This is a genomic window from Treponema bryantii NK4A124, assembly GCF_000421345.1.
GTDB lineage: Bacteria > Spirochaetota > Spirochaetia > Treponematales > Treponemataceae > Treponema_D > Treponema_D bryantii_B.
The window spans coordinates 141,047-163,647 of the sequence record NZ_ATWV01000008.1 but is presented as its reverse complement, the minus strand read 5'-3'; the positions used below and the strand labels follow the sequence as shown (position 1 = coordinate 163,647).

Here is a 22,601-nt window from a genome sequence, read left to right as displayed (position 1 = left end):
TATGTTTTTAATTGATAGAATAAAAAGAAAATGTTTTTTTAAGAAATATCGCAGTCTGAATCAACATAATCATACAATACTCAAGAATTTTTGTGATTTATCAAAAATAGTTGTAGGCAAAAAAACGTATGGGGAAATAAATATAACAGATTGGAGTTCAGAAGCTACAAAATTAATTATTGGAAGTTATTGTTCAATAGCACCTGGGGTGCAGTTTTTACTGGGAGGTGAACATCAAACAAAAAGTATTTCAACATATCCTTTTAAGGTTTGGGAATTTGGATATGACCGTGAAGCTGGTAGTAAAGGTAATATAATTGTAAAAGATGATGTTTGGATTGGAACAAATGCAATAATTTGTAGTGGTATAACTATTGGTCAAGGTGCCGTTGTTGCAGCAGGTGCTGTTGTTACAAAAGATGTAGAACCTTATTCAATTGTAGGTGGAAATCCTGCAAAGTTTATAAAGTGGCGAATTGATGAGTGTTATCGCAAAAAGCTTTGCGAAATAAATATTACGGAATTGTTAGATAAAATTAAAGAAAAAGATTTAGCATTGTTATATGCCGACCTTTCAACAGAAGTTTTAAATAAATTGTTAAACGAATTAGGGTATTAAGTAATGGAACGGCAATCAAATTTTGAATTATTAAGAATTATCTCGTGTATTTTGATTTTTGCTGGGCATTTTTCAGGTCAAGGTTTGTGCTTAAACCAATCAGAAGTACAATCGCATATATATTTATTATTTTCGTTATTTACTAATGCACCAAGAATCGGAGTTGGCATATTTTTATTTATTGGTGTTTTTTTTCTTGTTGATAAAAAATTCAGTTTTTCAAGAATTCTTACGATTTATGGTACAATGTGGTTTTATTCTGTTTTAATTATGATTTTATATAAATTTGTATTTAAACAGAATATAACTTTTAGATATTTAATATCATCTTTTATTCCTTTTTGGGGGCAAATTTGGTGGTTTCCCAACGTATATATTCTTCTTTTATTGATGCATCCTATATTAAATGTGATTTTAGAATTAAGTGAAAATAAAATAAGATTTATTATTTTGATATTATTGATTCTTATTCCTTTTAGATTTTCACTACATGGACTTATGGATTCTGGATCTGATTCATTTGTATGGTTCTGTTTTTCATATCTTTTTATAGGTTATTATAAAAAATATATACATTTAAATAACTTTTTTCGGAATTTATATTTTTTTTCAGGGTTGATTATTTATTGCCTGTTATGTTTGATTAAAGTTTTTGATATATTTGGTGTTGGAAGAATTGCTGCTCAGTATCTTGCAGATTTTAAATCATTCCCTAACTTATTTATTACATTCTCTATTTTTGTTTTTTTTGAAAAACTTGAATTCAAAAGTAAAGTAGTAAATAAGTTAGCAAAAGGGTGTTTTGGAGTTTATCTAATTCATCAGGTTCCATATTTTTATCCATACCTATGGTCTAAAACTATTAATCAGAATTTTGTATACAGTTTAATTCAAAAATCAAATTGGTATATTCTCATTTATACTCTTGCATATGTGCTAATTATGTTTATGTGTTTTATAGTCTTTGATTTATTTAGACAATGTATTTTAGATCCTATTTGGAAAAAATCAAAAGTATTTATATTTTTGAATAACAAAGTCAATTCATATTATTATATTATGTATGAAAATCTTATAGAAGGTGAAATTAATGATAGATAAAGTAAAATTAATGGCTATGTATCTTCCTCAGTATCATGAAATACCCGAGAATAATGAATTCTGGGGACAGGGGTTTACTGATTGGACAACAGTTAAGGCTGCAAAACAATATTTTCATAAAAATTTGCAACCTAAAGAACCTATGAATGATAATTATTATGATCTTTCAAAAATTGAAAACATAAAGTGGCAAGTCAAGATTGCAAAAGAATATGGTATTGATGGTTTTTGCTTTTATCACTATTGGTTTTCTTCTAAAAAAAATATATTACAAAAACCAGCAGAATTATTTTTAGCAGACAAATCATTGGATGTTAGTTTCTGTTTTGCATGGGATAATGCTTCTTGGAAAAGAACTTGGAGTAAAGATTTTGGAAATGATTGGGCACCTCTTTATGATAATAAAAATCTTGACAAAGGGAAAAAGATATTAATTCAATTTGATTATGAAGATGAAGACGCTTGGGAAAAACACTTTTACTATTTACTTCAATTTTTTAAGGATGAAAGATATATAAAGATTCAAAATAAACCAGTTTTCCTTTTTTGGAATAAATATCAAATTGAAACTCAAACAAAAATGTTAGCTTATTGGAATAAACTGGCTATTGATAATGGTTTTGATGGAATCTTTTTTATAGGAAAATATAATAAAAAGAATTTAACTCCAATTTTCAATTCTGAGTTTTATTATGAACCAGCATTAAGTGCTTGGGAAGAAAACTCTTTTTTTTCAAAAGCTTTAGTAAAATCCCAGCGAATATTAACAAAAGCTTGTTATCCAAGAGTATATAGTTATAGACGTACTTGGCAAGACTTAATTAGAAGAGCAAAAAAATCAAAAGATAAGAATGTTTTCTATGGTGCATTTGTTAGCTATGATGATACTCCTCGAAGAGGTGCAAATGGAAAGATTCTTAATGGTAAAAATGCTAGAATATTTAAAAAAGGAATTGAAAAGTTAGTAGATATTAGTAAAAAACATAATAAAGAAATTATATTTTTGACTGCGTGGAATGAGTGGGGGGAAGGCGCTTTTTTAGAACCAGATAAAGAAAATGGTTTTGAATATTTAAATAGTATAAAGAATATTCTCAAATAATTTAGGATAAAGGTGTGCTAAATGATTGATAAGAAAGTTGCTATTTGTCTACTTGCAAGGGATTGTGAGCAAGAATTAAAAAGAAATATTTCAAAAATTGAAGAATTACGAAATATATTTACTAGTAGTTATGTTGTAATTATTGAAAATGATAGCAAAGATAACACAAAAAAAATCTTAAAAGATTGGCAGCAAACATCCAATAATATTATTCTTATTTCAGAAGATAATGTAATAGTAACTAATGATGTTAATTATGATTCTAAATTTTTTAAGGGTATGTCAGCTTGTAGGATACAGAAAATGATAAGCTGTCGTAATAAATATTTGGAGTATGTTAATTCACACAATACCAATCTTGATTATGTAATTGTTTTTGATAGTGATATTAACGGTGTTGCCGTTAATAGGATTGAAGGTGTAATAAAAGAAGCTCCTTCTGATTGGAGTGCAATTTTTGCCAATGGTCGTTTTTATTGGAAACCTAAGTTTTTAGGTATTACAGGTAATTATTATGATGCTTATGCTTATTTACCTTTTAAATCTCAAAATGTAGATTTAACATACAAAGAAATTTATATTGAAAATGAAAAACTTTCAAGATTACTTAAAAATTCAGCGTATATTCCGTGTAATTCTGCATTTGGAGGATTAGGAATTTATAAGTATGATGCAATAAAAGATAAGTATTATCATTTGATGCAAAATAATAGAAGTTCAGTAATTGAAGTTTTATGTGAGCATATATCTATAAATATTGAGGCAGGAAAAAAAGGTACTCTATATATCTCGAAAAAATTAAAAATTTATTATGAACCTATAAAAGGTTTTGGTGAAATTGTAAAAAACATAATAGGTAATAGTTCTTTTATTAAATTATGGGAAAAAAAGAATCATACTAAATTTTGTGAGTAACATATTATAAATTTGACTGGTGAAGGAAGATTATATAGTTTATGAATAAAATGAATACCTATACTGTTAATAGACGTTATTTATATGCATATTTTATTATTTCAATATTACCATTGATAATTAATTTTATTTGGATTCTTAAAACACATCAATATAAATCAGAATTTCCTAGCACTGCTATTACTGTAGATTTATCAAATTTTATATTATGGTCTTTATTCTTTTATACAGCAATTCTTTATATTCTTATTACATATATTTTTTTTCGATTGCAAAATAAAAGGTTAATTATTTCTAATAAAATTGATTGTTATTTTAAAAGAAGAGGTTTGGAAGTTTTTCTTTTTTTGATAATGTTGATAAGACTAGTATTTAATCTTAAAACTGGTAGAGGAAAAGCTGCTACTGATTGGACCATTAATAAATTTTCTTTTCTCGTCAATTTTTTTAATATTTCTCAATTATTTACAATTTATTATTTATCATTTAGAAATAAAATCAATAAGGCTTTTATTATTTTAGTTTTACTATATTGTTGTTTGGAAATAATGGCAGGTTGGACAGGATTTGTTCTTGTTTTTTTTATGTTAGAGCTTTTTTATCGTATAAATTCAAAATTCGTAAAAAAGTATATATTTTATTTACCTATATGTTTCTTTGTTGGAGCTTTAGCATATCAATTTCTTTATCCTCTAAAATATTACATACGCCTTGGAGCTTCAGTACATATATCCTATAGTGATGCAATTATAAAATTATTTGAAAGACTTTCTTGGTTTAGTCATTCATGTGTTGGATATCAAAATTCTGATAAGATTGTTTCGTTGTATAAAGACTATGGGTATTCTTTTACTGAAATTAAAGGATATTTTCGAACTGTTATACCATCATTTTTGTTCCCTAACAAAGATTTTAGATCTCTAAATAATTTATTAATGACTACAGTTTATCCAGATTTGTCAGGAAATACCTCTTCTAATTTTGGGCAATTAATTTACTTGTATAACTTGTTTAAAATTGGGATTTACGATTTTATTTTGTATTTTATAATATTATTTGCTAATACATTTTTTTATAAGTTTTTTATGGATATGGTTAAACCAAATAAAAAAGAAAACAAATCGTATAGTAGTAATTATATGATGTTTGTATATTTTTGTAGTATCTTTGCAGTTGGAAGTCTTGAAAATATTTCATATGGGTGGCAGTCATTAATATGGACATATATGTTTCTCTTTCTTGTAGGCGTAATTCGGGTTCATAAAATAAAAAACTAAAAATATTTTATGATAATAAAATAAATAATGTTTTAAGTTTAACCTGTGCAAATTATTTGAACAATATGCATTTAAAATCAAAAACTGAAAGGAAGATATAATGAATACACTTTTTATTTCAACAAATGGAATAAAAGATACTTCTTATGGGGGCCCTAAAGGAAGTATTAGGAATTATCTATGCTTAAAAGATTTTGGTACAGTAATTGATTATACAATTTCAAAAAAATCAAATATCAGAAGTCTTTTATCTTTGTTACAGGGGTTTTATCCCCCATTAGATTATTCGGACATAAAAAAAATAAAAAAAATCTTAAAGACTAAAAAAATAGATTTAGTTTTTTTTGATGGTTCTGTAAACGGGAACCTTGTTTCATTATGCAAGAATATAAAAACTGTAGTTTTTTACCATAATTGCGAAAAAGATTTTATTTCTGTCAGGTTTGGAAATAAAAGGAATATTAAAAAGTTTATATATAAGATAATTGTTACACACAATGAAAAAAAAATAACACAAAAAGCTAATTGCCGAATAGTATTTTCTGAACGAGATAAAAAGAGAATAGAGTCTTTGTATAATAAAACAGTTGATTTAATAATTCCTTTAGGAATGGAAGATAAATATTCAACAAACGTTGTTCAAACTGAAGACACAGTAGAAAAGTATTGTCTTCTTTTCGGTGCAGTATGCGAAGCAAATATAGAAGGTTATAGTTGGTTTGTAAAAAAAGTTTCCCCATTTATTAAATGTAATACAATTATAGCAGGCAGAGGTTTTGAAAAATTTAAGGATGATTTTGAAAGCCAAAATGTTAAAGTTTTTGGGTTTGTAGATGATTTTTCTAAGTTATATTCTAATGCTGCTATTGTAGGTATTCCTTTATTTTCTGGGGGAGGGATGAAGGTTAAGACTGTTGAAGCACTGATGTTTGGAAAAAAAATTATAGGAACAGATGAAGCATTCTCAGGTTTTAATCAAGATGTTGTTAATAATAATATGTGTTGTAATACTGCAACTGATTTTGTAGACGCAATCAATACATTTATTGATAGTAATTCAAATAAATTTGATAAGAGAAATAGAGAACTTTTCGAAAAATATTATAGCGTGGAAAGTTCAAAACAATTATTCTTAGAAATGAAAAAGATATTAGGAGTATAAATATGAAAACAATTCTTGTTACAGGTGCAGGTGGAATGGTTGGATCTCATATGGTTGAGTTTTTACATTCTAAGGGTGAAAATGTTATTGGGACCTATTATAAACCAACAACAGATATCACTGAGATTCCAAAAGAAATAAAAATGATTGAATGTGATGTTCGTTATGAAAGTACTGTACAAAAAATAATTCAAGAATACAAGCCGTATAAGATTTTTCATTTAGCAGCACAGAGTTATCCTACTGTGTCATGGGAAAGACCATATGAAACAGTTGATATAAATATAAACGGAACAATTGCAATATTTGAAGCAGTAAAATATATACGTCGAAATTTTGATGAATCGTATGATCCTATGGTAGTAGTGGCTTGCTCAAGTGCAGAATATGGTGAAACATTGAATCATCTAGAGGATGATGATATATATGTAAAGGAAACAGCCGAATTAAAGCCTTTGCATCCTTATGGAGTAAGTAAGGTTGGACAAGATTTGATTTCTTTCCAATATTTTATGAATGATAATATAAAATGTATTAGAGCAAGAATTTTTAATTCTACTGGTACAAGAAAAGTTAATGATGTAACATCAGATTTTACTCATCGAGCTGTAATTGCGGAACGAACAAATTGCTATGAGTTGACAGTTGGAAATATCAAAACAAAAAGAGCAATAATGGATCAGAGAGATTTAGTCAATGCTCTTATATTATTGTCGGATAAAGGTACTCCAGGAGATGTATATAACATTTCTTCTGAATTTATTTATGAAATAAGTGATTTAATAAAATTAATCGAAAAAAATATTAAACATGAATTGAAATTGATTGTCGACCCTAAATTGTTAAGACCTACAGATGAAAAAATAATTGTGGGTGATATAACAAAACTAAAAAGAGATACTGGTTGGAAACAAGAAATATCTATGGAGCAAACAATAGCTGATATGTTAAACTATTGGAGACAAAAATGGTAATAACACAAACTCCTTTTAGAATGAGTTTTTTTGGCGGTGGAACAGATTTTAATGTATTTTTTAATGAATATGGCGGAGCTGTACTCAGCACTACATTTGATAAATATGCATATGTAACAGTACGTCATTTACCGCAGTTTTTTGATTTTAAAACACAGATTACATATTCCAAAGAAGAAAAGGTAAATGAGAATTCAGAAATTATGCATCCCGCTATCCGTAATGCTATGGAATGGCTGGATATGCATGAAATTCGTATGACTTATGAAGCAGATCTGCCTGCTCGATCAGGGCTTGGGACTTCTTCTTCTTTTGCAGTCGGCATGCTTTCTGCTTTTTATGCGTTAAAAGGCCAGTATGCCGATAAACGAAAGCTTGCAGACGATGCAATTTATCTTGAGCGAGAACTTTGTAAAGAAGCTGGTGGTATCCAAGACCAGATAGCGGCTTCTTTCGGTGGCTTTAATAGAATTAATTTTAATCGCGATGGCTACAGCGTAAATCCCGTAATTATTTCATCTGAACGCAAAAAGGAACTTAATGATCATCTTATGCTTTTCTTTACAGGTTTCAGCCGTTTCAGTTCTGATATTCAGAAAGGTACAGAAAAATCCATGAAAGATAAAACTCAGCAATTGCTTGAAATGTATCATCTTGTTGATGATGCAGAAAAAATTTTGACTGACAAAAATACGTCTCTTGACGAGTTTGGAAAGCTTTTGGATTATACATGGAAGCTTAAAAGAGGAATTTCGTCAGGGATTTCTACAGATTCAATTGATGAACAGTATGACAAGGCAATTAGGGCCGGAGCTCTTGGCGGAAAACTTTTAGGTGCCGGTGGCGGTGGATTCCTCTTGTTCTATGTACCAAAAGAAAAACAGGATAATGTACGTAAAGCTCTGGAAGGTCAGAAATATGTTCCTTTTAAGTTTGAAAATGAAGGTACTAAAGTAATTTATTATGGAGAAGAATAATGAAATATATTGATCAATTAATTGAACGCTATCCAAGTCTTAGCGTTTGTAAGAAAGATATCGAAGATGCTGCAAAAGCAATGATTGAAACATTCAAAAACGGCGGAAAACTTTTAGTTGCAGGTAACGGTGGTTCCTGTGCAGACAGCGACCACATAACTGGTGAGCTTTTGAAATCTTTCTGTAAAAAACGAACTCCGTCTGAAGAGTTTATTAATCAGCTTAGAGCAATAGATGCAGATACCGGTGCCTACCTTGCAGACAAACTTCAGGGCTCTCTTCCAGCCATTGCTCTTACAAATAATACTGCACTTATGACAGCAAGCTTGAACGATGTTGACGGAAACGTTATGTTTGCCCAACAGGTAAACGGCTACGGTGTAAAAGGCGATGTGTTCCTCGGTATTTCAACTTCAGGAAACTCAAAGGACATCGTTTATCCTACAGTTGTTGCAAAAGCAAAGGGCCTTAAAACAATTGCCCTTACAGGAAAGACCGGCGGAAAACTTAAGGGATTGGCAGATATCTGTATCATCGTTCCTCAGAACGAAACCTTTATGATTCAGGAACTTCACCTTCCTGTGTATCATGCACTGTGCCTTGAAATTGAAGAAGCCTTTTGGGCTGAATAATTTAGTGGAATCTTTACAATGAAAGTAGTAATAATGGCTGGTGGAATGGGAACTCGTATTCAGTCGGTTCGTGCCGATGTTCCCAAGCCCATGATTGAAATTTGCGGAAAACCGATTCTGCAGTATCAGATTGAAAATCTCAAAGCCTGCGGACTTACCGACATTACAATTGGTGTCGGCCACCTTGGACATGTAATCAAAGAATATTTTGGTGACGGTTCAAGGTTCGGTGTAAATATCAATTATTTTACAGAAGATCATCCGCTTGGAACTGCCGGCGCACTTTTCAAAATGCTTGATGGGCGTGCCTGCGATGATATCCAGACTACAACTGTACTAGATGATGACTTTCTTCTTTTGTGCGGTGATGTAATTTTTGACATAGACTTTAATCGATTTATTGCCTTCCATAAAGAACATAAATCTTGGGCAAGCCTTATGGCTCATCCTAACGGACATCCTTATGACTCATCAGTTTTAGTAACTGAAGTTTTACCACCTGCGGAAAATGGGGGAATGCCTGTAAAAACAAATCGTGTTATAAAGTGGATGGCAAAGGAAGATGAACGACTTTATTACAAAAATCTAGTAAATGCAGGTCTTCAACTTATCTCGCCAGAGTTATTGCGTGAAACAATGAAAAACTTTGTTCCACGTCATCCTGAAACTCCAGATAAAATCGATCTTGATCGTGATGTTCTAAAACCCAATATCAAATCTGGAAAGATCTTTGCATACGAAACTCCTGAATACATCAAGGACATGGGAACTCCAGATCGCTATTATGAAACTGAAGCAGACATTAAAAGCGGTAAGGTTCATGCAAGAAACCTCAGCCAGAAACAGAAGGCAATCTTCTTGGATCGAGATGGTACAATCAATAAGTCAAATGGTTTTATTACAAAACCAGAACAATTTGAATTGATTCCTGGTGTTGCAGATGCGATAAAAAAAATTAATAAATCAGGCTATCTTGCAATTGTTGTTACAAACCAGCCTGTAATTGCTCGCGGTGATTGTACATTTGAAGAACTTGCAGAAATTCATACAAAAATGGAGACAGAACTTGGAAAAGAAGGAGCCTTTATAGATGGTCTTTATTTCTGCCCTCATCATACAGATAAAGGCTTTCCAGGAGAACGCCCTGAATATAAATGTGACTGTATCTGTAGAAAGCCAAAGACTGGCTTATTTTTACAGGCATCGATAGACTTTAATATTGACCTTACACAGAGCTATATGATTGGTGATAGTGAGAATGATGTGAAGGCAGGGGAAAATATTTCTTGTAAAAGAAGTATTCTTATAAATCAGAATACTTCTTTGAATGAAGTAGTAAATAATATCTTAAAATGAATTATAATATATCGTTACCAAACATTCCTAGAAAGAACGCATTTACTGCAATACGTATAATCTCTGCTCTAATTGTTGTTTATGAACATTTTGTTGTTCTAACAAATTATGCTTTGCCATGTCTTGAACTAAGGGGGATAGCAGTAAATATTTTCTTCTTTCTTAGTGGCTTTTGGGTAACCAGAAGTTTTTTTACATCAAAGTCTATTTTTGAGTTTTATAATAAAAGAATTAAAAAAATATTTCCAGCCTATTTGACTGTCGTTTTTGTAACAGCAATATTGTTGGTTTTTATGAGTTCTCTTGATACAATTTCTTATTTTACAGATTCTGGTTTTCTTAAATATCTTATTGCAAACATATCAACATTGAATTTTATTCATCCAGATTTACCTGGTGTATTTAAGGGGGCGCCTGTAAACGGTTCCTTATGGACCATAAAGATAGAACTTGGTTTTTATATTATTCTTCCTTTTATATTGTTTTTATGTTTTGGTAAAACTGAAGAAGTTAATTTAGAAAAATATAGATGTTTAATGATTTTATCCATTGTGTATTTACTCTCAGTTTCATATGTTGTTTTGATTCCAATCTTGGTTGACAAATATCATCTACCCTCAAGTATAGAAAATCAACTTCCTGCTTTTATGAGTTATTTTGCAACAGGAATGCTTTTCTTTTTCTATTATGAGAAGATACTTTGTGTTATTAATAAAGTTGTCATAATAGCGATTCCCATTTTTTGTGTTTGTTATCTTTTAAGAAATAACTATTGTTGTGCTATTTTTGAACCAATAACCCTTGGTGTTATTATTATGTGGGTAGCCTTGAAAGCTAGGCCGTTATATATTTTTACTGAATGTTATGATTTTTCTTATTGGTTATATCTAATTCACTACCCTATAATAATGGTATATATATTTTTGTTTGGAAATTAGGGTAAAAAAGGAAAAATATGAATTATACAAATACAATAGTTATATCCGCTATAAATCTTGTCGAGGGAGGAACTTTGTCTATATTAAAGAAATGTGTACAAGAACTTTCTTTAAATAATTTTACTGAAAAATATAAAATAAAAGTATTAGTGCATTCAATGGACCTATTACCTAAATATAGTAATATTGAATATATAGCATATCCATTATCTAAGAAAAGTTGGATATTCAGAATAATGTATGAATATTTTTATTTTTATTTTATTTCTTTGAAATTGAAACCTTGTATTTGGATTTCTTTACAAGATATGACTCCTTTTGTTATAACAAAAAAACAATATGTTTATATGCATAATCCATCACCATTTTTTCAAAAAAAAAAGGAAGGAATGCAATTAAGTTTGAAGTTTCAGCTTTTTGTTCTGTTTTATAAATACATATATAAGATTAATGTACATAGAAATACGGCTGTAATTGTACAACAGTATTGGTTTAGAGAAAAAATTTCAAAACTATGTAGAGTAAGTAAAAGTAAAATTATTGTTGCGTATCCAGAATTCGAAAAAAAAGAAATTTTCAGTGAGAATGAATTAAGAAAAAATCAATTTTTTTATAATGCATTTCCGCGTGAATTTAAGAATTTTGAAGTTATATGTGAAGCTGCTGAGATTTTAAGTAATAAATTACCTGATAATAACTGGAATATATATCTAACAATAGATGGAACGGAAAATTCTTATAGTCAAAAAGTTGTTCAAAAGTTTAGGTATAATTCACATTTACATTTTATAGGACTTATTTCCAGAGAAAAGTGTGAAGAATACTACCAAACTTCAGAAGTACTTATTTTTCCAAGTCTTTTAGAAACTTGGGGCTTACCAATTTCAGAATTCAAGCTATATAATAAGAAGATGATCCTTTCAGACTTGCCATATGCTCGTGAAGCGGCAAATGGGGCTGAAAAGGTAATTTTTTTTGATCCTAGAGATTCAAAACAACTTGCAGCTATAATGGAATCTGTTATTAGAAATGATAATTCAAAACATTTTACTGCAATTCCTAAACTGGAATGTGATGAGCCCTTTTGTTCTTCATGGAAAGAATTATTCAAAAAAATTTTATAATTGTATTTCATAAAACCTGAAAAAAAATTCACATATATTACGAAGTTAAAGTGTATAGTGGAAAAGAAAATAGATCTTCTTTGCACTGGAAAAATATATATGCTTTTAACTATTGAAAGTATTAAATAAAAATTTGTTTATTTAAAAGCGATGTTTTTATGTATAATTGTAGCGTTTTATAAGATGGGTTCAAAATGTTTTGCTTAAAAACTCAATTTTGTAAATCATAAGAAACATAAACTATGCAGACGTTATTATGTAAGAAAAAAATAACGTTATATACGTATATTATAATTAAATCTATTTAAAGAGTTGAAAATGAAAATTCTTGTAACTGGAGCTAATGGCTATATTGGGACAGGTGTGGTAAAGGCATTATTGCAATTAAAACAAGATGTAATTGCCACAGATTTTATTGTTGATGGTATTGATACAAGATCAAAAACAATCGCTGGAGATATTTTTGGACTTGAAAAACCTTTTGAATATTTTGAAGAGCCCGATGTAGTACTTCATTTGGCATGGAGAAATGGTTTTGTGCACAACTCTGATACACATTTAGAAGATCTTCCAAATCATTATAAGTTCCTTTCCAAAATGGCAGAATCTGGTGTAAAGAAAATTGTTGCTCTTGGGTCTATGCATGAAATTGGATTCTGGGAAGGTCGAATAAGAGAAGATACTCCTTGTAATCCGATGTCTCTTTATGGTATTTCTAAGAATGCACTTCGGGAAGCATTGGAACTTGTATGTAAACAGAAAAACACAATGTTTCAGTGGATCCGTGGTTACTATATAGTTGGAAACTCTGAAAAAGGTGCGTCGATATTTTCAAAGATAACAGCAGCGGAAAAAGAAGGGAAGACAGAGTTTCCATTTACAACTGGTAGAAACCAATATGATTTTATTGATTATGATGAGTTCTGTAAACAGATTGCTAATGTCATAATCAACAATGAAGTCCTTGGTATTATTAACTGTTGCTCTGGTATTCCAGAATCTTTGGCTAGTCGAGTAGAGCGTTTTATAAAAGATAATAATTATAAGATTAAACTGAACTATGGAGCATTTCCTGATAGACCTTATGATTCTCTTGCTGTTTGGGGAGATAATTCAAAAATTCAGAAAATTTTAGAGCAAAACGAAGGTAAATAAATGAAAAATATTCTTATAACTGGTGGTGCAGGTTTTATCGGTAGTACTATTGCGTTGAAACTTTTGGAACAAGGTTATAATGTAACTGTTCTAGATTGTCTTACTGAACAAATTCACGGAAAAAATCCTGATGAATCAGAATTGTATAATAGAATAAAGGGAAAAGTAAACTTTATACGTGGAACAGTAACAAGTCGAGAAGATTGGCAAAAAGCACTTTTAGAACAGGATGCTGTTATTCATTTGGCTGCAGAAACAGGGACTGGTCAGTCGATGTATGAGATTTACAAATATTGTAATACAAACATTGGGGGAACAGCGCTGCTTCTTGATATCCTTGCAAATGAAAAGCATAACATAAAGAAAGTCATTGTTGCTGAAAGTCGTGCAATTTATGGAGAAGGAACTTATAACTGTCCTAAATGTGGAACTGTATATCCTATTGCTCGTGAAGAAAAAGATATGCTTTCAGGGGACTTTAATGTTAAGTGTCCGAAATGTGGTGCAAATGCAGAACTTGTAAAGACAAGCGAAGATTGTTTAATTCATCCTACTTCTGTTTATGGAATTACAAAACAGGTACAAGGAGAACTTGTTCATACTGTATGTAAATCTCTTGGAATACCTTCTGTAAGTTTCCGTTACCAGAATGTATATGGACCAGGTCAAAGTCTTAAGAATCCGTATACAGGAATTCTTTCAATTTTTAGTAACAGTCTTCGTCAGAATCATGACATTAATATCTTTGAGGACGGAACTGAAAGTCGTGATTTCGTTTACATAGACGATGTCGCTGATGCAACTATTCTTGCTATTGAAAATGACAAATGTGCATATAAAGCCTTTAATGTAGGAACTGGTAAGGCTGTTGACGTAATGACTGTTGCTAAATATTTAAAAGAGTTTTATAACTCTGAAAGTAATATCAATGTTTCAGGAAACTTTAGGTTAGGGGATATCCGTCATAATTACGCAGATATTTCTCTTGCTCAAAACATTTTGGGATATGAGCCAAAGTTTAGTTTTGAGGAAGGGTTGAAGAAATTCTGTGAATGGGTATTGACACAGCCGATAGAAGAGGATAATTATAAAAAATCTCTTGATGAAATGAAGAAGAAGGGGTTATATAAATGAGTTCATTAGAAGGAAAGAAAGTTCTCTTCTTTGCTCCAAAATTCTTCAATTATGAAATTTCAATAAAAGAGGAAATGGAAAAGCAAGGGGCTATCGTTCATTTATATGATGAACGTAATAACCCTTCTTCTATAGAAAAAGTCTTACTCAGAAAAGCTCATTTTTTAATGGCAAATCGAATTTATCGTTATTATACACATGTTGCTAAAGAAAATAATAACTTTTATCCAGACTATATTTTATTTGTAAATCCAGAAGCTGTAACAAAGAATGCCATTCTCTATTTGAGAAAGATATATCCAATGGCAAAATTAATCCTGTATATGTGGGATTCTTTAGAAAATAAAAAAATAAAAACAATACTTTATTTATTTGATAAAAAACTTTCGTTTGATCATGTAGATTGTAAAAAATATGGATTCATTTTTCGGCCTCTTTTTTTCATTAAGTCTTTTGAAAAAAATCTTGCACCAGAAAAAAAAGAATTTGATTTCACATTTATTGGAACTGCACATAGTGATCGTGCTAAAATCTTAAATAAACTACGAGTTGAGTTTAATTTAAAGAATTTGAAATACTATTATTATGTTTATGTTCCTGGGAAATTAATGTTGTTCCTTAGAACAATTACTGATTTTAATTTTCGAAGATTACGAAAATTTGGATTAGTACATACAGAATCACTAACTAAAGAAAAAATAACTTCAATTGTAGGAAACTCAAAATATATAATAGATATCAATCACCCAAAACAAAGGGGTTTAACAATGAGAACCATAGAAATGTTAGGGGCTCATAAAAAAATACTAACAACAAATGAAAATATAGAGGAATATGATTTCTATAATCCAAGAAATCAAATAATAATAGATAGAAAAAAGGTTTGTGTTGATAAAAGTCTTGTAAATGAGAATTTTGAACCAGTTTCAGAAGAAATATATAAAAAGTATATGCTTTCTGAATGGATAAAAGAGGTGTTTAATAATATTTAATGTATCTGTTGGTAGTGTTTGGTAAAAAATACTCATTTTTGGCAGCGATAGTCGGAAAAAGTGAATTTTTGATAAACGATAAGAACCAAACCTATACGAATTAAATCTCACTTTTAGAGGAATTTAGGCTGTTTCATAGGACAGCCTTTTTTGTAAGGATTTTATTATGACAATCATTCCAATTATTTTAAGTGGCGGGGCTGGAACTCGTCTCTGGCCTCTTTCCTGGGGCGATCATCCAAAACAGTTTTTACCGCTCGTAAGTGAGCGTACTATGATTCAGGAAACTTTACTTCGTCTTAAGGGGCTTGATCTCGGAAGTCCTATTATTTCTTGTGGAGAGGGCCATCGTTTTATGGTCGCTCAGCAGATTGGTGAAGTTAGTGACAAAAAGCCGACAATCATTCTTGAACCGATGGCTAAAAATACTGCTCCTGCAATTGCCGCTGCATGTTGTGCTGCAATGAAGCAGGATAAGGATGCTGTTGTTGTAGTTCTTCCAAGCGACCACGTTATTGCAGATGTTCCAGCCTTCCAGAATGCTGTAAAAGCAGCTGCCTTCAATGCAGAAAAAGGTGAGCTCGTTACATTTGGTATTGTTCCTACTTTCCCGGCAACAGGATACGGTTATGTTAAGGCTGCTGGTGCCGAAACAGATGGAGCATATACTTTGGAACGCTTTGTAGAAAAACCTTGTCTTGAAAAAGCTCAGGAATATCTTGCCAGCGGTGAATATGCATGGAACAGTGGTATGTTTGTGTTTAAGGCAGGCACTTTCCTTGATGAACTTAAGACTCACAGTCCTGAAATGGCCGCTCTTTCAATAGAAGCCTTTGAAAAAGCTGTAGTTGATACTGACTTTATCCGCCTAAACAAGGAAGCCTTTGGAAAAATCAAAGGCGACTCAATTGACTATGCCGTTATGGAAAAGACCACAAAGGGTAAGGTTGTAAAACTGAATGCCGGCTGGGATGATGTAGGTTCCTGGAGCGCACTCTACGATATCAGCAAGAAGGATGAAAATCAGAATGTTATAAAGGGAGATGATGTAATTACACTTGATACAACAAGCTCTTACATCAGAGGCGGTAAACGCACAATTGTAACTATTGGTCTTGATGATGTCGTAATTGTTGATAGCGATGACTCACTTCTTATTGCCGCAAAGGGCAAGATTCAGGATGTAAAAAAGGTGGCTGAGATTATTAAAAGTCGAACAAACTAAGTAGAATTAGAGCTCGCCTGAATTAGCCACAGGTTGAAATCGTCGAACTCTAACCTTGATAATCATACCTTTACAAAAGGTAACCATTTTATTCTACCGAATAATTATGGCAAAGCAGTTTTCAAAGGGTATGCGGAAATTAATTTTTCAAGTATATAAGACCAACAAAAAGTTGTTTTTCGACAAAATCAAAACAAACTCCATCGGTTATCTGATGGAGTTTTGCAATTTTAAAGTGCCAAAAATGGTCTGTTAAACACTTTCTGCAGCTTATAAAGTGTTTCAAGTGTTGGATTTGTTTTATGAGGATTCTCCAAACGTTGATACTGCTGATAGCTCATTCCTGCTTTTTCAGCCACCTCTTTTTGAGTTTTATTTGCCCGTGCCTTACGGAGTTCAATTGCAAATGCAACTTTAGGAGAAACTTCTATTGGGTATCCGCCTGTATATTTGGGTTCGGCAATAGGGTGCCCGTGATCTAAATCAACAGATAACACTCCATTCAAGGCTTCTTCAGCCATTTTTAACGCTTCTTCATGAGAATACCCACAGGTTAAAATATTAGTCATATCAGGAAACTGCGCAACATAAATACCATCTTCCTGTTTTTCGATTGTACAGTTATAAGTCATTTTATTCCTCCTTAAGAGTTTTAGGATTGATTCCTGCTTCTTTAAGTATTTTATTTCCAAAAATACCTAAATCTTTATTTCCATGTAATGGAACAGGAACTGGACGGTCAAAGCCTCTCTTTTCAAAAATATGATGAGAACTTTCGATTCTTACCTTCTTCCAACCGTTAGCTTTAAGAATCTTCATTATTTGCTTTGCCGTATATCCCATAAAAAAAATATACAACATTTATATTGTGTTGTCAAATTTTAAGAAAAATAATAGAGTGTTAGAGTTCGCTGATTTCAGCCACACCTAAGTCCAGTGAAAATCGCCAATATTTAGTTCAAATAAAAAAGCCATTATCAAATTCAAGAAAACTCTCTAAACTGATATTCGACCAGAAACTCAGTCAGGGAGGAATATGAAAAATGATAATGACTTACATGTCAGTTTAGCACAAGCGCTGCAAGATATGAAGATGGAACAAGGTGAAGAATTTGATCCATCAGCTATAAATCTTGCAGAGTTACAACGGAGAACCGGAATCAGCCGGGCAAAACTCCGAAGATTAAAATCAAACAATTTCAAAGACATGCCCCATGCACTAACCGGCCGAAAGTCTGTAAAAACAGTAATGACAGGTTATGAGTCAGTTGCAAACAATCTGTTACGACAGGGAGTCAAAAACTCATCAGTCATTTTTGAAAGACTTCAGGAAGTCGGCTATAAAGGCAGCCTTAGTGGAGTAAAGCGTTATATAAATGCAAACAAAACGCTTCTGCCACCAGTAAGGTATGCTATTCAGCCGCAAGGAAGTCGTGGGTTAAGGTATTTTACAAATCCTGGCGAATCTTTTCAAATGGATTGGGGATTTATAAAAGTGCGGGATTATTCAGGCTTTGAATACCAAACTGCATGCTTTGCAATTATCTGTCATCACTGTGGAATGAAATATATAGAGTTCTTTCCTAATGCAAAACAGGAAAATCTTTTCATTGGAATGATTCATGCATTTCAATATATGGGAATTCCTCAAAAAGTCCTTACAGATAACATGAAATCTGTAGTTATAAAAAGGGATTTTGAAGGCAAGCCTGTATGGAATCATGATTATGAATCATTTATGAAAGCTATCGGTTTTGAAACAAAACTCTGCAAGCCGCGGCATCCATTTACAAAAGGCAAAGTGGAAAGGCTTGTGAGATTTGTAAAGGAAAACTTTATAGCAGGCCGCCAGTTTGTAAACGTTACAGACCTTAATGAACAGGCACTGCAATGGTGTAATGATAAGAACAGCATTTACAGAAAGGAAATTGAAGGTTTCCCTGTGGTAACACATCAGGATAAATGCCGGAAAGTTTGTTTGCCCTTGAAAAAAGAGCCGGCGATCCTTCTGTATCTGTTCCCGGAACGCAGAATAAGTTTTGACGGCTTCGTTACTTATGAAGGACGAAGATTCGGAGTTCCTTATTCTTACGGACAAAGTATTGTAAGGGTAAATAGGACAGACAGAATTCTTTCTATTTATTCTGATGATATGACAAAATGTCTTGTTACACACAATGTTACATGGAGCCGCAAGGATTCCTTCTGTAAAGATCAGTATGTAACAGATATGCAGCCGGAAGAGTTCCCTACAGCACCTGTAAAGGCAATTGTTCAGCAGGCTATTGAAGAAGAAGCTGCTGACGGATTCAATAAATTTAATTTCGAGTGATGATATGAATGATACTAAACTTAACTTAATTATGAACTGCTTTACCAGTCTTAAAGTAAAAATGACAGAAGAAGAATTATCGGCTTATATGCTTGATAATGAATTCTCAAACAAGGATATTGATGCCGTATTAAGGATGTTTGCTTTTCTTGAAAAGCGAAATAATGAAGCTTCAATTCAAATGATGCTAAGATTAAGTAAACTTCCTCTGAAATCTCCGAGGACATTTGCTAACTTTGATTTCTCACAGGTCCATGGGAAGAATGTCAGTCAGCTTGAAGGACTGCAGTCACTTTCTACATTGTACTCGCATAAGAATGTTGCATTAATTGGACCTGCCGGAACTGGTAAAACTCATATAGCTATGGCTTATGGATATGAATGCTGTCAGCATAAACTCAAGACGTATTTTATAAAAATGTCTGAGTTGAATGACATGTTCACCCAGGCTCGTGCATATGGTAGAACCGGAAGAGTTATAACAAATCTTGTAAAGCCTTCCTGTTTGATTATTGATGAAGTTGGCCATTGTGTTTTTGATAAAGAAAACACAAGAATGTTCTTTGACCTGATTGACCGCAGGTATAACAAAGAAGGCCCTTACACAATGATTTTTACTAGCAACAAGCAGCCCTCTCAATGGAAACAGAATTTTAGTGAAGATGATTCCTTGCTTTGTGCATTGGACAGAATCTTTGATGATGCTCTGATTTTCAATTTGAGAGGAAACAGTTACCGCGGAAAGGAATGTGAATCTTATTCACTAACAACTATTCGCGGAAAGGCTACCAATGCTGAACTGCCAGCAGTAAAATAAGTATTAGAGAGATTGAGTTTCTGGTCTTTTCTCTTGAACTTTTTATTGGTTATTTTTGCTGGACTTTTGATGGCTAATTTCGGTGAACTCTAATAAGAGTTAGCGTCGGGAGCTAATTTTTTTAACGAAATATGTCTCGGGGGCGTTGCGGGGGTGTCCCCCGCAGGGTGGGTAGCGACCAACGAAGTGGGCGCGTAGGGAGGGGCGCCTCCCTTAAAATTATTTTCTGTCTATTCCACCCAAATATTCTGTTCGCAGCTGAATTCTTTTCCTGCTGCTAAATCGATCAGTCCAATTTTGTTATTCCAGTTATGGTCTGTGTTTTCTGCGTCTGTGAGGCCATGCCATGGTTCGAGGCATACGAACTGTGGGCTGCCGGAGGTGTTCTGCCAGATCATGCAATATGGGAAGCCTTTTGTCTGGATTTTGATAATTGAATTGTCTTTGAGATTTCTTAGGCCTACCCAGTCTGAGTTTGTATTTGTAAAAAGGTGGCCGTTGCCAAAGCCTGCGCTTGTTACCGGGATGATGCCGGCTTCTTTTTCTCCGTAGCTTTTTGTTAGAGGGGCTTTTCCTTCTTTATCTGTCTGCAGGTAGCATTCCGGTGTGCAGACTACTGCTGTTAGTGGCTCTTTCTTTTCGAACTCGATTACAAAGTCTTCTGCCGGGCTGCCGTTGAGGCTGAATGCGGCGTGGGTACCTGTACTGAATTTGAAGGCTTTTGTGTCTGTGTTTTTTACGCTAATCTTCCAGTCTATTCCTTTGTCTGTGAGTTTGTATTCTGTTTTCAAAATGAAGGAATATGGAAAGCGGTAAAGTGTTTCGTCGCTTTGTGTAAGCTCGAAGGTGGCGCTGTCTTTGCTTTGTGCTGTACACTGCCATTCCAGGTCGCGGGCAAAGCCGTGGTTGCGGTTGTATTCGCACTTTTTCCCGTCTATTATAAAGTAGCCGCCAAGGCATCTTGCTACAAAAGGAAAGAGTATTGGCGCGTGATTTCCCCACACACTTTTATCTCCCTGCCAGATTATATCTTTCTTATCGCTCTTGCGCACAAGGTTCTGCAGCTCTGCGCCTTTTGTGTTTATTTCTGCTGTGAAGGTTGGATTTTCGAGTTTTATGGTCATTGGTTTTACTCCTGATGAACATATTATAGTTTGTATGCGAGGGTTGGGCAAGGAAAGAGGCTGTCATAGTAATAATACTGTATTATTTACTTAAATAATGTTAGTATGATTCTATGACTGTTCAGATAATCAAATTTGGTGATATGTTAATGGGCCGGCCCGCTGGTAAAGATGCATTCTTGCTTGCAGAGTCGCATTTGTTTAATTCTCTTAATGAGGCAGAAGAAGTTATTTTTGATTTTGCAGATGTAAAAGTTCTGGCTCCTTCCTGGGCTGATGAGTTTATAAGTGGCTTCAAAAATCTGCATAAGAATTCTTTGTCTTTTATCAATACAGAAAACCCATCCGTTAAAGCTTCTCTAAAAACGGTCCTTGAACCTGTGGATGTAAGTAAGTATAGAAGAGACTAGTTTACTGCCCGGGGGCGTTACGGGGATCTCCCCGTTGGGTGGGTAGCGAGCAACGTAGTGCGAGCGAGGGAGGGGCTCCTCCCTTTATGGAGATTATATTATGACACTAATTCCAATTATTTTATCCGGTGGAGCCGGAACTCGTCTCTGGCCTTTGAGCTGGGGCGATCATCCGAAACAGTTTTTGCCTTTGGTTTCTGATAGAACTATGATTCAGGAGACTCTTCTGCGCCTTAAAGGGCTTGAGCTGGGTTCTCCTGTAATTTCCTGCGGAGAAGGGCACCGCTTTATGGTTGCTCAGCAGATTGGGGAGGTTTTAGATGAGATGGATTCCCCGGTCAAGCCGGAGAATGACACTGGAAAGCCGGTCATTCTTCTTGAGCCTATGGCTAAGAATACGGCGCCGGCTATTGCGGCTGCCTGCTGTGCGGCGATGAAACAGGATCCGGATGCGGTAGTAATTGTCCTTCCTAGTGACCATGTAATTGCTGATGTACAGGCTTTTCAAAATGCTGTTAAGGCTGCGGCTGCTAATGCAGAAAAAGGTTATCTTGTTACCTTTGGTATTGTACCGACTTTCCCTGCTACTGGTTATGGCTATGTAAAGGCTGCCTCTTCGACAGGCTCAGAGACCGGTTGTGTTGACGGTGCTTTTACTCTTGAAAAGTTTGTAGAAAAACCTTGTCTTGAAAAGGCTCAGGAATATCTTGCCAGCGGCGAATATGCCTGGAACAGCGGTATGTTTGTTTTTAAGGCTTCAACTTTCCTTGAAGAACTGAAAAAATATAATCCTGAAATGGCAGCGCTCTCGATAGAAGCTTTTGAAAAGGCTGCTGTTGATACAGATTTTATCCGTCTTAATGCAGAAGCCTTTGGAAAAATTAAAGGCGATTCAATCGACTATGCCGTTATGGAAAAAACTACAAAAGGCCGGGTAGTAAAACTCAACGCCGGCTGGGATGACGTTGGTTCCTGGTCTGCTCTTTATGACATCAGCAAAAAAGACGAAAATCAGAATGTTATAAAAGGGGCCGATGTAATTACTCTCGATACCACCTCTTCCTACATAAGAGGCGGCAAGCGCACCATTGCCACTATAGGCCTTGATGATCTTGTAATCGTAGACAGCGACGACGCTCTTCTTGTCGCAGCCAAAGGCAAAATCCAGGATGTGAAGAAGATTGCTGAGATTATTAAAAGCCGGAATAATTAATTACCTGTATAAAAGACTCTCG

Annotated in this window: 23 protein-coding genes; 20 read left to right on the top strand and 3 right to left on the bottom strand. The window is 33.3% G+C overall.

The annotated features are described in order from the left end of the window. Window position 1 precedes the first annotated feature (1 nt). The 16 genes from G626_RS18350 (at window position 2) to G626_RS16130 (ending at window position 16,683) form a co-directional block, all read left to right on the top strand. Window positions 2-619, top strand: coding sequence for a CatB-related O-acetyltransferase (locus G626_RS18350; protein WP_022932605.1), 618 nt, complete (start codon window positions 2-4; stop codon window positions 617-619). A 3-nt stretch (window positions 620-622) separates the two neighbouring features. Further along, window positions 623-1,720, top strand: a complete 1,098-nt coding sequence (locus G626_RS0109760) for an acyltransferase family protein (RefSeq protein ID WP_022932604.1) — start codon at window positions 623-625, stop codon at window positions 1,718-1,720. Further along, the gene (locus tag G626_RS0109755; RefSeq protein ID WP_022932603.1) at window positions 1,710-2,822 is read left to right on the top strand and encodes a glycosyltransferase WbsX family protein; all 1,113 of its coding nucleotides are present in this window, start codon (window positions 1,710-1,712) and stop codon (window positions 2,820-2,822) included. The genes G626_RS0109760 and G626_RS0109755 overlap by 11 nt, the downstream gene beginning before the upstream one ends. A gap of 21 nt (window positions 2,823-2,843) precedes the next feature. Continuing rightward, entirely contained in the window at window positions 2,844-3,737 is an 894-nt protein-coding gene (locus G626_RS0109750; protein WP_022932602.1) for a glycosyltransferase family 2 protein, read from the top strand. Window positions 3,738-3,778: 41 nt separating this feature from the next. Further along, window positions 3,779-5,014: an oligosaccharide repeat unit polymerase gene (wzy, locus tag G626_RS0109745; protein ID WP_022932601.1), complete on the top strand. Its 1,236-nt coding sequence runs from the start codon at window positions 3,779-3,781 to the stop codon at window positions 5,012-5,014. A 100-nt stretch (window positions 5,015-5,114) separates the two neighbouring features. Next, entirely contained in the window at window positions 5,115-6,176 is a 1,062-nt protein-coding gene (locus G626_RS0109740; protein ID WP_022932600.1) for a glycosyltransferase, read from the top strand. A gap of 2 nt (window positions 6,177-6,178) precedes the next feature. Then, window positions 6,179-7,150 (top strand): GDP-mannose 4,6-dehydratase, encoded by a 972-nt coding sequence (locus G626_RS0109735; protein WP_022932599.1) that lies wholly within the window; start codon window positions 6,179-6,181, stop codon window positions 7,148-7,150. After that, entirely contained in the window at window positions 7,144-8,127 is a 984-nt protein-coding gene (locus G626_RS0109730; RefSeq protein ID WP_022932598.1) for a GHMP family kinase ATP-binding protein, read from the top strand. The genes G626_RS0109735 and G626_RS0109730 overlap by 7 nt, the downstream gene beginning before the upstream one ends. Further along, entirely contained in the window at window positions 8,127-8,759 is a 633-nt protein-coding gene (locus G626_RS0109725; protein WP_022932597.1) for a D-sedoheptulose-7-phosphate isomerase, read from the top strand. The genes G626_RS0109730 and G626_RS0109725 overlap by 1 nt, the downstream gene beginning before the upstream one ends. Before the next feature lie 18 nt (window positions 8,760-8,777). Next, complete coding sequence (gene gmhB, locus G626_RS0109720; RefSeq protein WP_022932596.1) at window positions 8,778-10,115, top strand: D-glycero-beta-D-manno-heptose 1,7-bisphosphate 7-phosphatase; 1,338 nt, start codon at window positions 8,778-8,780, stop codon at window positions 10,113-10,115. Then, window positions 10,112-11,053, top strand: coding sequence for an acyltransferase family protein (locus G626_RS0109715; RefSeq protein WP_022932595.1), 942 nt, complete (start codon window positions 10,112-10,114; stop codon window positions 11,051-11,053). The genes gmhB and G626_RS0109715 overlap by 4 nt, the downstream gene beginning before the upstream one ends. Window positions 11,054-11,070: 17 nt before the next feature. Next, window positions 11,071-12,177 carry a glycosyltransferase gene (locus G626_RS0109710; RefSeq protein WP_022932594.1) on the top strand — a complete coding sequence of 369 codons (1,107 nt, stop codon included), beginning with the start codon at window positions 11,071-11,073 and terminating at the stop codon, window positions 12,175-12,177. Between the two features lie 318 nt (window positions 12,178-12,495). Next, window positions 12,496-13,332: an NAD-dependent epimerase/dehydratase family protein gene (locus G626_RS0109705; protein ID WP_022932593.1), complete on the top strand. Its 837-nt coding sequence runs from the start codon at window positions 12,496-12,498 to the stop codon at window positions 13,330-13,332. Next, the gene (locus G626_RS0109700; RefSeq protein WP_022932592.1) at window positions 13,333-14,466 is read left to right on the top strand and encodes an NAD-dependent epimerase/dehydratase family protein; all 1,134 of its coding nucleotides are present in this window, start codon (window positions 13,333-13,335) and stop codon (window positions 14,464-14,466) included. Continuing rightward, window positions 14,463-15,458 (top strand): hypothetical protein, encoded by a 996-nt coding sequence (locus G626_RS0109695; RefSeq protein ID WP_022932591.1) that lies wholly within the window; start codon window positions 14,463-14,465, stop codon window positions 15,456-15,458. The genes G626_RS0109700 and G626_RS0109695 overlap by 4 nt, the downstream gene beginning before the upstream one ends. 166 nt (window positions 15,459-15,624) lie before the next feature. Next, a complete protein-coding gene (locus tag G626_RS16130; RefSeq protein ID WP_022932590.1) occupies window positions 15,625-16,683 on the top strand; it encodes a mannose-1-phosphate guanylyltransferase/mannose-6-phosphate isomerase in 1,059 nt (352 codons plus the stop codon). Between the two features lie 230 nt (window positions 16,684-16,913). Here G626_RS16130 and G626_RS0109685 read toward each other — a convergent pair whose 3' ends face one another. Both G626_RS0109685 and G626_RS0109680 read right to left on the bottom strand, forming a co-directional pair. Continuing rightward, window positions 16,914-17,315 (bottom strand): type II toxin-antitoxin system HicB family antitoxin, encoded by a 402-nt coding sequence (locus tag G626_RS0109685; protein WP_022932589.1) that lies wholly within the window; start codon window positions 17,313-17,315, stop codon window positions 16,914-16,916. A 1-nt stretch (window position 17,316) separates the two neighbouring features. Further along, window positions 17,317-17,526, bottom strand: a complete 210-nt coding sequence (locus tag G626_RS0109680; RefSeq protein ID WP_027727100.1) for a type II toxin-antitoxin system HicA family toxin — start codon at window positions 17,524-17,526, stop codon at window positions 17,317-17,319. 193 nt (window positions 17,527-17,719) lie between these two features. Here G626_RS0109680 and istA point away from each other — a divergent pair, with 193 nt between their 5' ends. Both istA and G626_RS0109670 read left to right on the top strand, forming a co-directional pair. Next, a complete protein-coding gene (gene istA / locus G626_RS0109675; protein WP_022932587.1) occupies window positions 17,720-19,015 on the top strand; it encodes an IS21 family transposase in 1,296 nt (431 codons plus the stop codon). Between the two features lie 4 nt (window positions 19,016-19,019). After that, a complete protein-coding gene (locus tag G626_RS0109670; RefSeq protein ID WP_022932586.1) occupies window positions 19,020-19,832 on the top strand; it encodes an ATP-binding protein in 813 nt (270 codons plus the stop codon). Between the two features lie 230 nt (window positions 19,833-20,062). On the opposite strand, the gene G626_RS0109665 is transcribed toward G626_RS0109670, so the two are convergent. Beyond that, complete coding sequence (locus tag G626_RS0109665) at window positions 20,063-20,956, bottom strand: aldose epimerase family protein (RefSeq protein ID WP_022932585.1); 894 nt, start codon at window positions 20,954-20,956, stop codon at window positions 20,063-20,065. Between the two features lie 113 nt (window positions 20,957-21,069). Between G626_RS0109665 and G626_RS16125 the strand changes: the two genes are divergently transcribed. Both G626_RS16125 and G626_RS16120 read left to right on the top strand, forming a co-directional pair. Next, on the top strand, window positions 21,070-21,366 hold the full coding sequence (locus G626_RS16125; RefSeq protein ID WP_022932584.1) for an STAS-like domain-containing protein: 297 nt from the start codon (window positions 21,070-21,072) through the stop codon (window positions 21,364-21,366). Between the two features lie 100 nt (window positions 21,367-21,466). Further along, window positions 21,467-22,579, top strand: a complete 1,113-nt coding sequence (locus G626_RS16120; RefSeq protein WP_022932583.1) for a mannose-1-phosphate guanylyltransferase/mannose-6-phosphate isomerase — start codon at window positions 21,467-21,469, stop codon at window positions 22,577-22,579. The last annotated feature ends 22 nt before the right edge of the window (window positions 22,580-22,601 follow it).

Coding starts and splice junctions, on each gene's coding strand:
- G626_RS18350 (WP_022932605.1), top strand. CDS start 2: ATGTTTTTAATTGATAGAATAAAAAGAAAATGTTTTTTTAAGAAATAT.
- G626_RS0109760 (WP_022932604.1), top strand. CDS start 623: ATGGAACGGCAATCAAATTTTGAATTATTAAGAATTATCTCGTGTATT.
- G626_RS0109755 (WP_022932603.1), top strand. CDS start 1,710: ATGATAGATAAAGTAAAATTAATGGCTATGTATCTTCCTCAGTATCAT.
- G626_RS0109750 (WP_022932602.1), top strand. CDS start 2,844: ATGATTGATAAGAAAGTTGCTATTTGTCTACTTGCAAGGGATTGTGAG.
- wzy (WP_022932601.1), top strand. CDS start 3,779: ATGAATAAAATGAATACCTATACTGTTAATAGACGTTATTTATATGCA.
- G626_RS0109740 (WP_022932600.1), top strand. CDS start 5,115: ATGAATACACTTTTTATTTCAACAAATGGAATAAAAGATACTTCTTAT.
- G626_RS0109735 (WP_022932599.1), top strand. CDS start 6,179: ATGAAAACAATTCTTGTTACAGGTGCAGGTGGAATGGTTGGATCTCAT.
- G626_RS0109730 (WP_022932598.1), top strand. CDS start 7,144: ATGGTAATAACACAAACTCCTTTTAGAATGAGTTTTTTTGGCGGTGGA.
- G626_RS0109725 (WP_022932597.1), top strand. CDS start 8,127: ATGAAATATATTGATCAATTAATTGAACGCTATCCAAGTCTTAGCGTT.
- gmhB (WP_022932596.1), top strand. CDS start 8,778: ATGAAAGTAGTAATAATGGCTGGTGGAATGGGAACTCGTATTCAGTCG.
- G626_RS0109715 (WP_022932595.1), top strand. CDS start 10,112: ATGAATTATAATATATCGTTACCAAACATTCCTAGAAAGAACGCATTT.
- G626_RS0109710 (WP_022932594.1), top strand. CDS start 11,071: ATGAATTATACAAATACAATAGTTATATCCGCTATAAATCTTGTCGAG.
- G626_RS0109705 (WP_022932593.1), top strand. CDS start 12,496: ATGAAAATTCTTGTAACTGGAGCTAATGGCTATATTGGGACAGGTGTG.
- G626_RS0109700 (WP_022932592.1), top strand. CDS start 13,333: ATGAAAAATATTCTTATAACTGGTGGTGCAGGTTTTATCGGTAGTACT.
- G626_RS0109695 (WP_022932591.1), top strand. CDS start 14,463: ATGAGTTCATTAGAAGGAAAGAAAGTTCTCTTCTTTGCTCCAAAATTC.
- G626_RS16130 (WP_022932590.1), top strand. CDS start 15,625: ATGACAATCATTCCAATTATTTTAAGTGGCGGGGCTGGAACTCGTCTC.
- G626_RS0109685 (WP_022932589.1), bottom strand. CDS start 17,315: ATGACTTATAACTGTACAATCGAAAAACAGGAAGATGGTATTTATGTT.
- G626_RS0109680 (WP_027727100.1), bottom strand. CDS start 17,526: ATGGGATATACGGCAAAGCAAATAATGAAGATTCTTAAAGCTAACGGT.
- istA (WP_022932587.1), top strand. CDS start 17,720: ATGAAAAATGATAATGACTTACATGTCAGTTTAGCACAAGCGCTGCAA.
- G626_RS0109670 (WP_022932586.1), top strand. CDS start 19,020: ATGAATGATACTAAACTTAACTTAATTATGAACTGCTTTACCAGTCTT.
- G626_RS0109665 (WP_022932585.1), bottom strand. CDS start 20,956: ATGACCATAAAACTCGAAAATCCAACCTTCACAGCAGAAATAAACACA.
- G626_RS16125 (WP_022932584.1), top strand. CDS start 21,070: ATGACTGTTCAGATAATCAAATTTGGTGATATGTTAATGGGCCGGCCC.
- G626_RS16120 (WP_022932583.1), top strand. CDS start 21,467: ATGACACTAATTCCAATTATTTTATCCGGTGGAGCCGGAACTCGTCTC.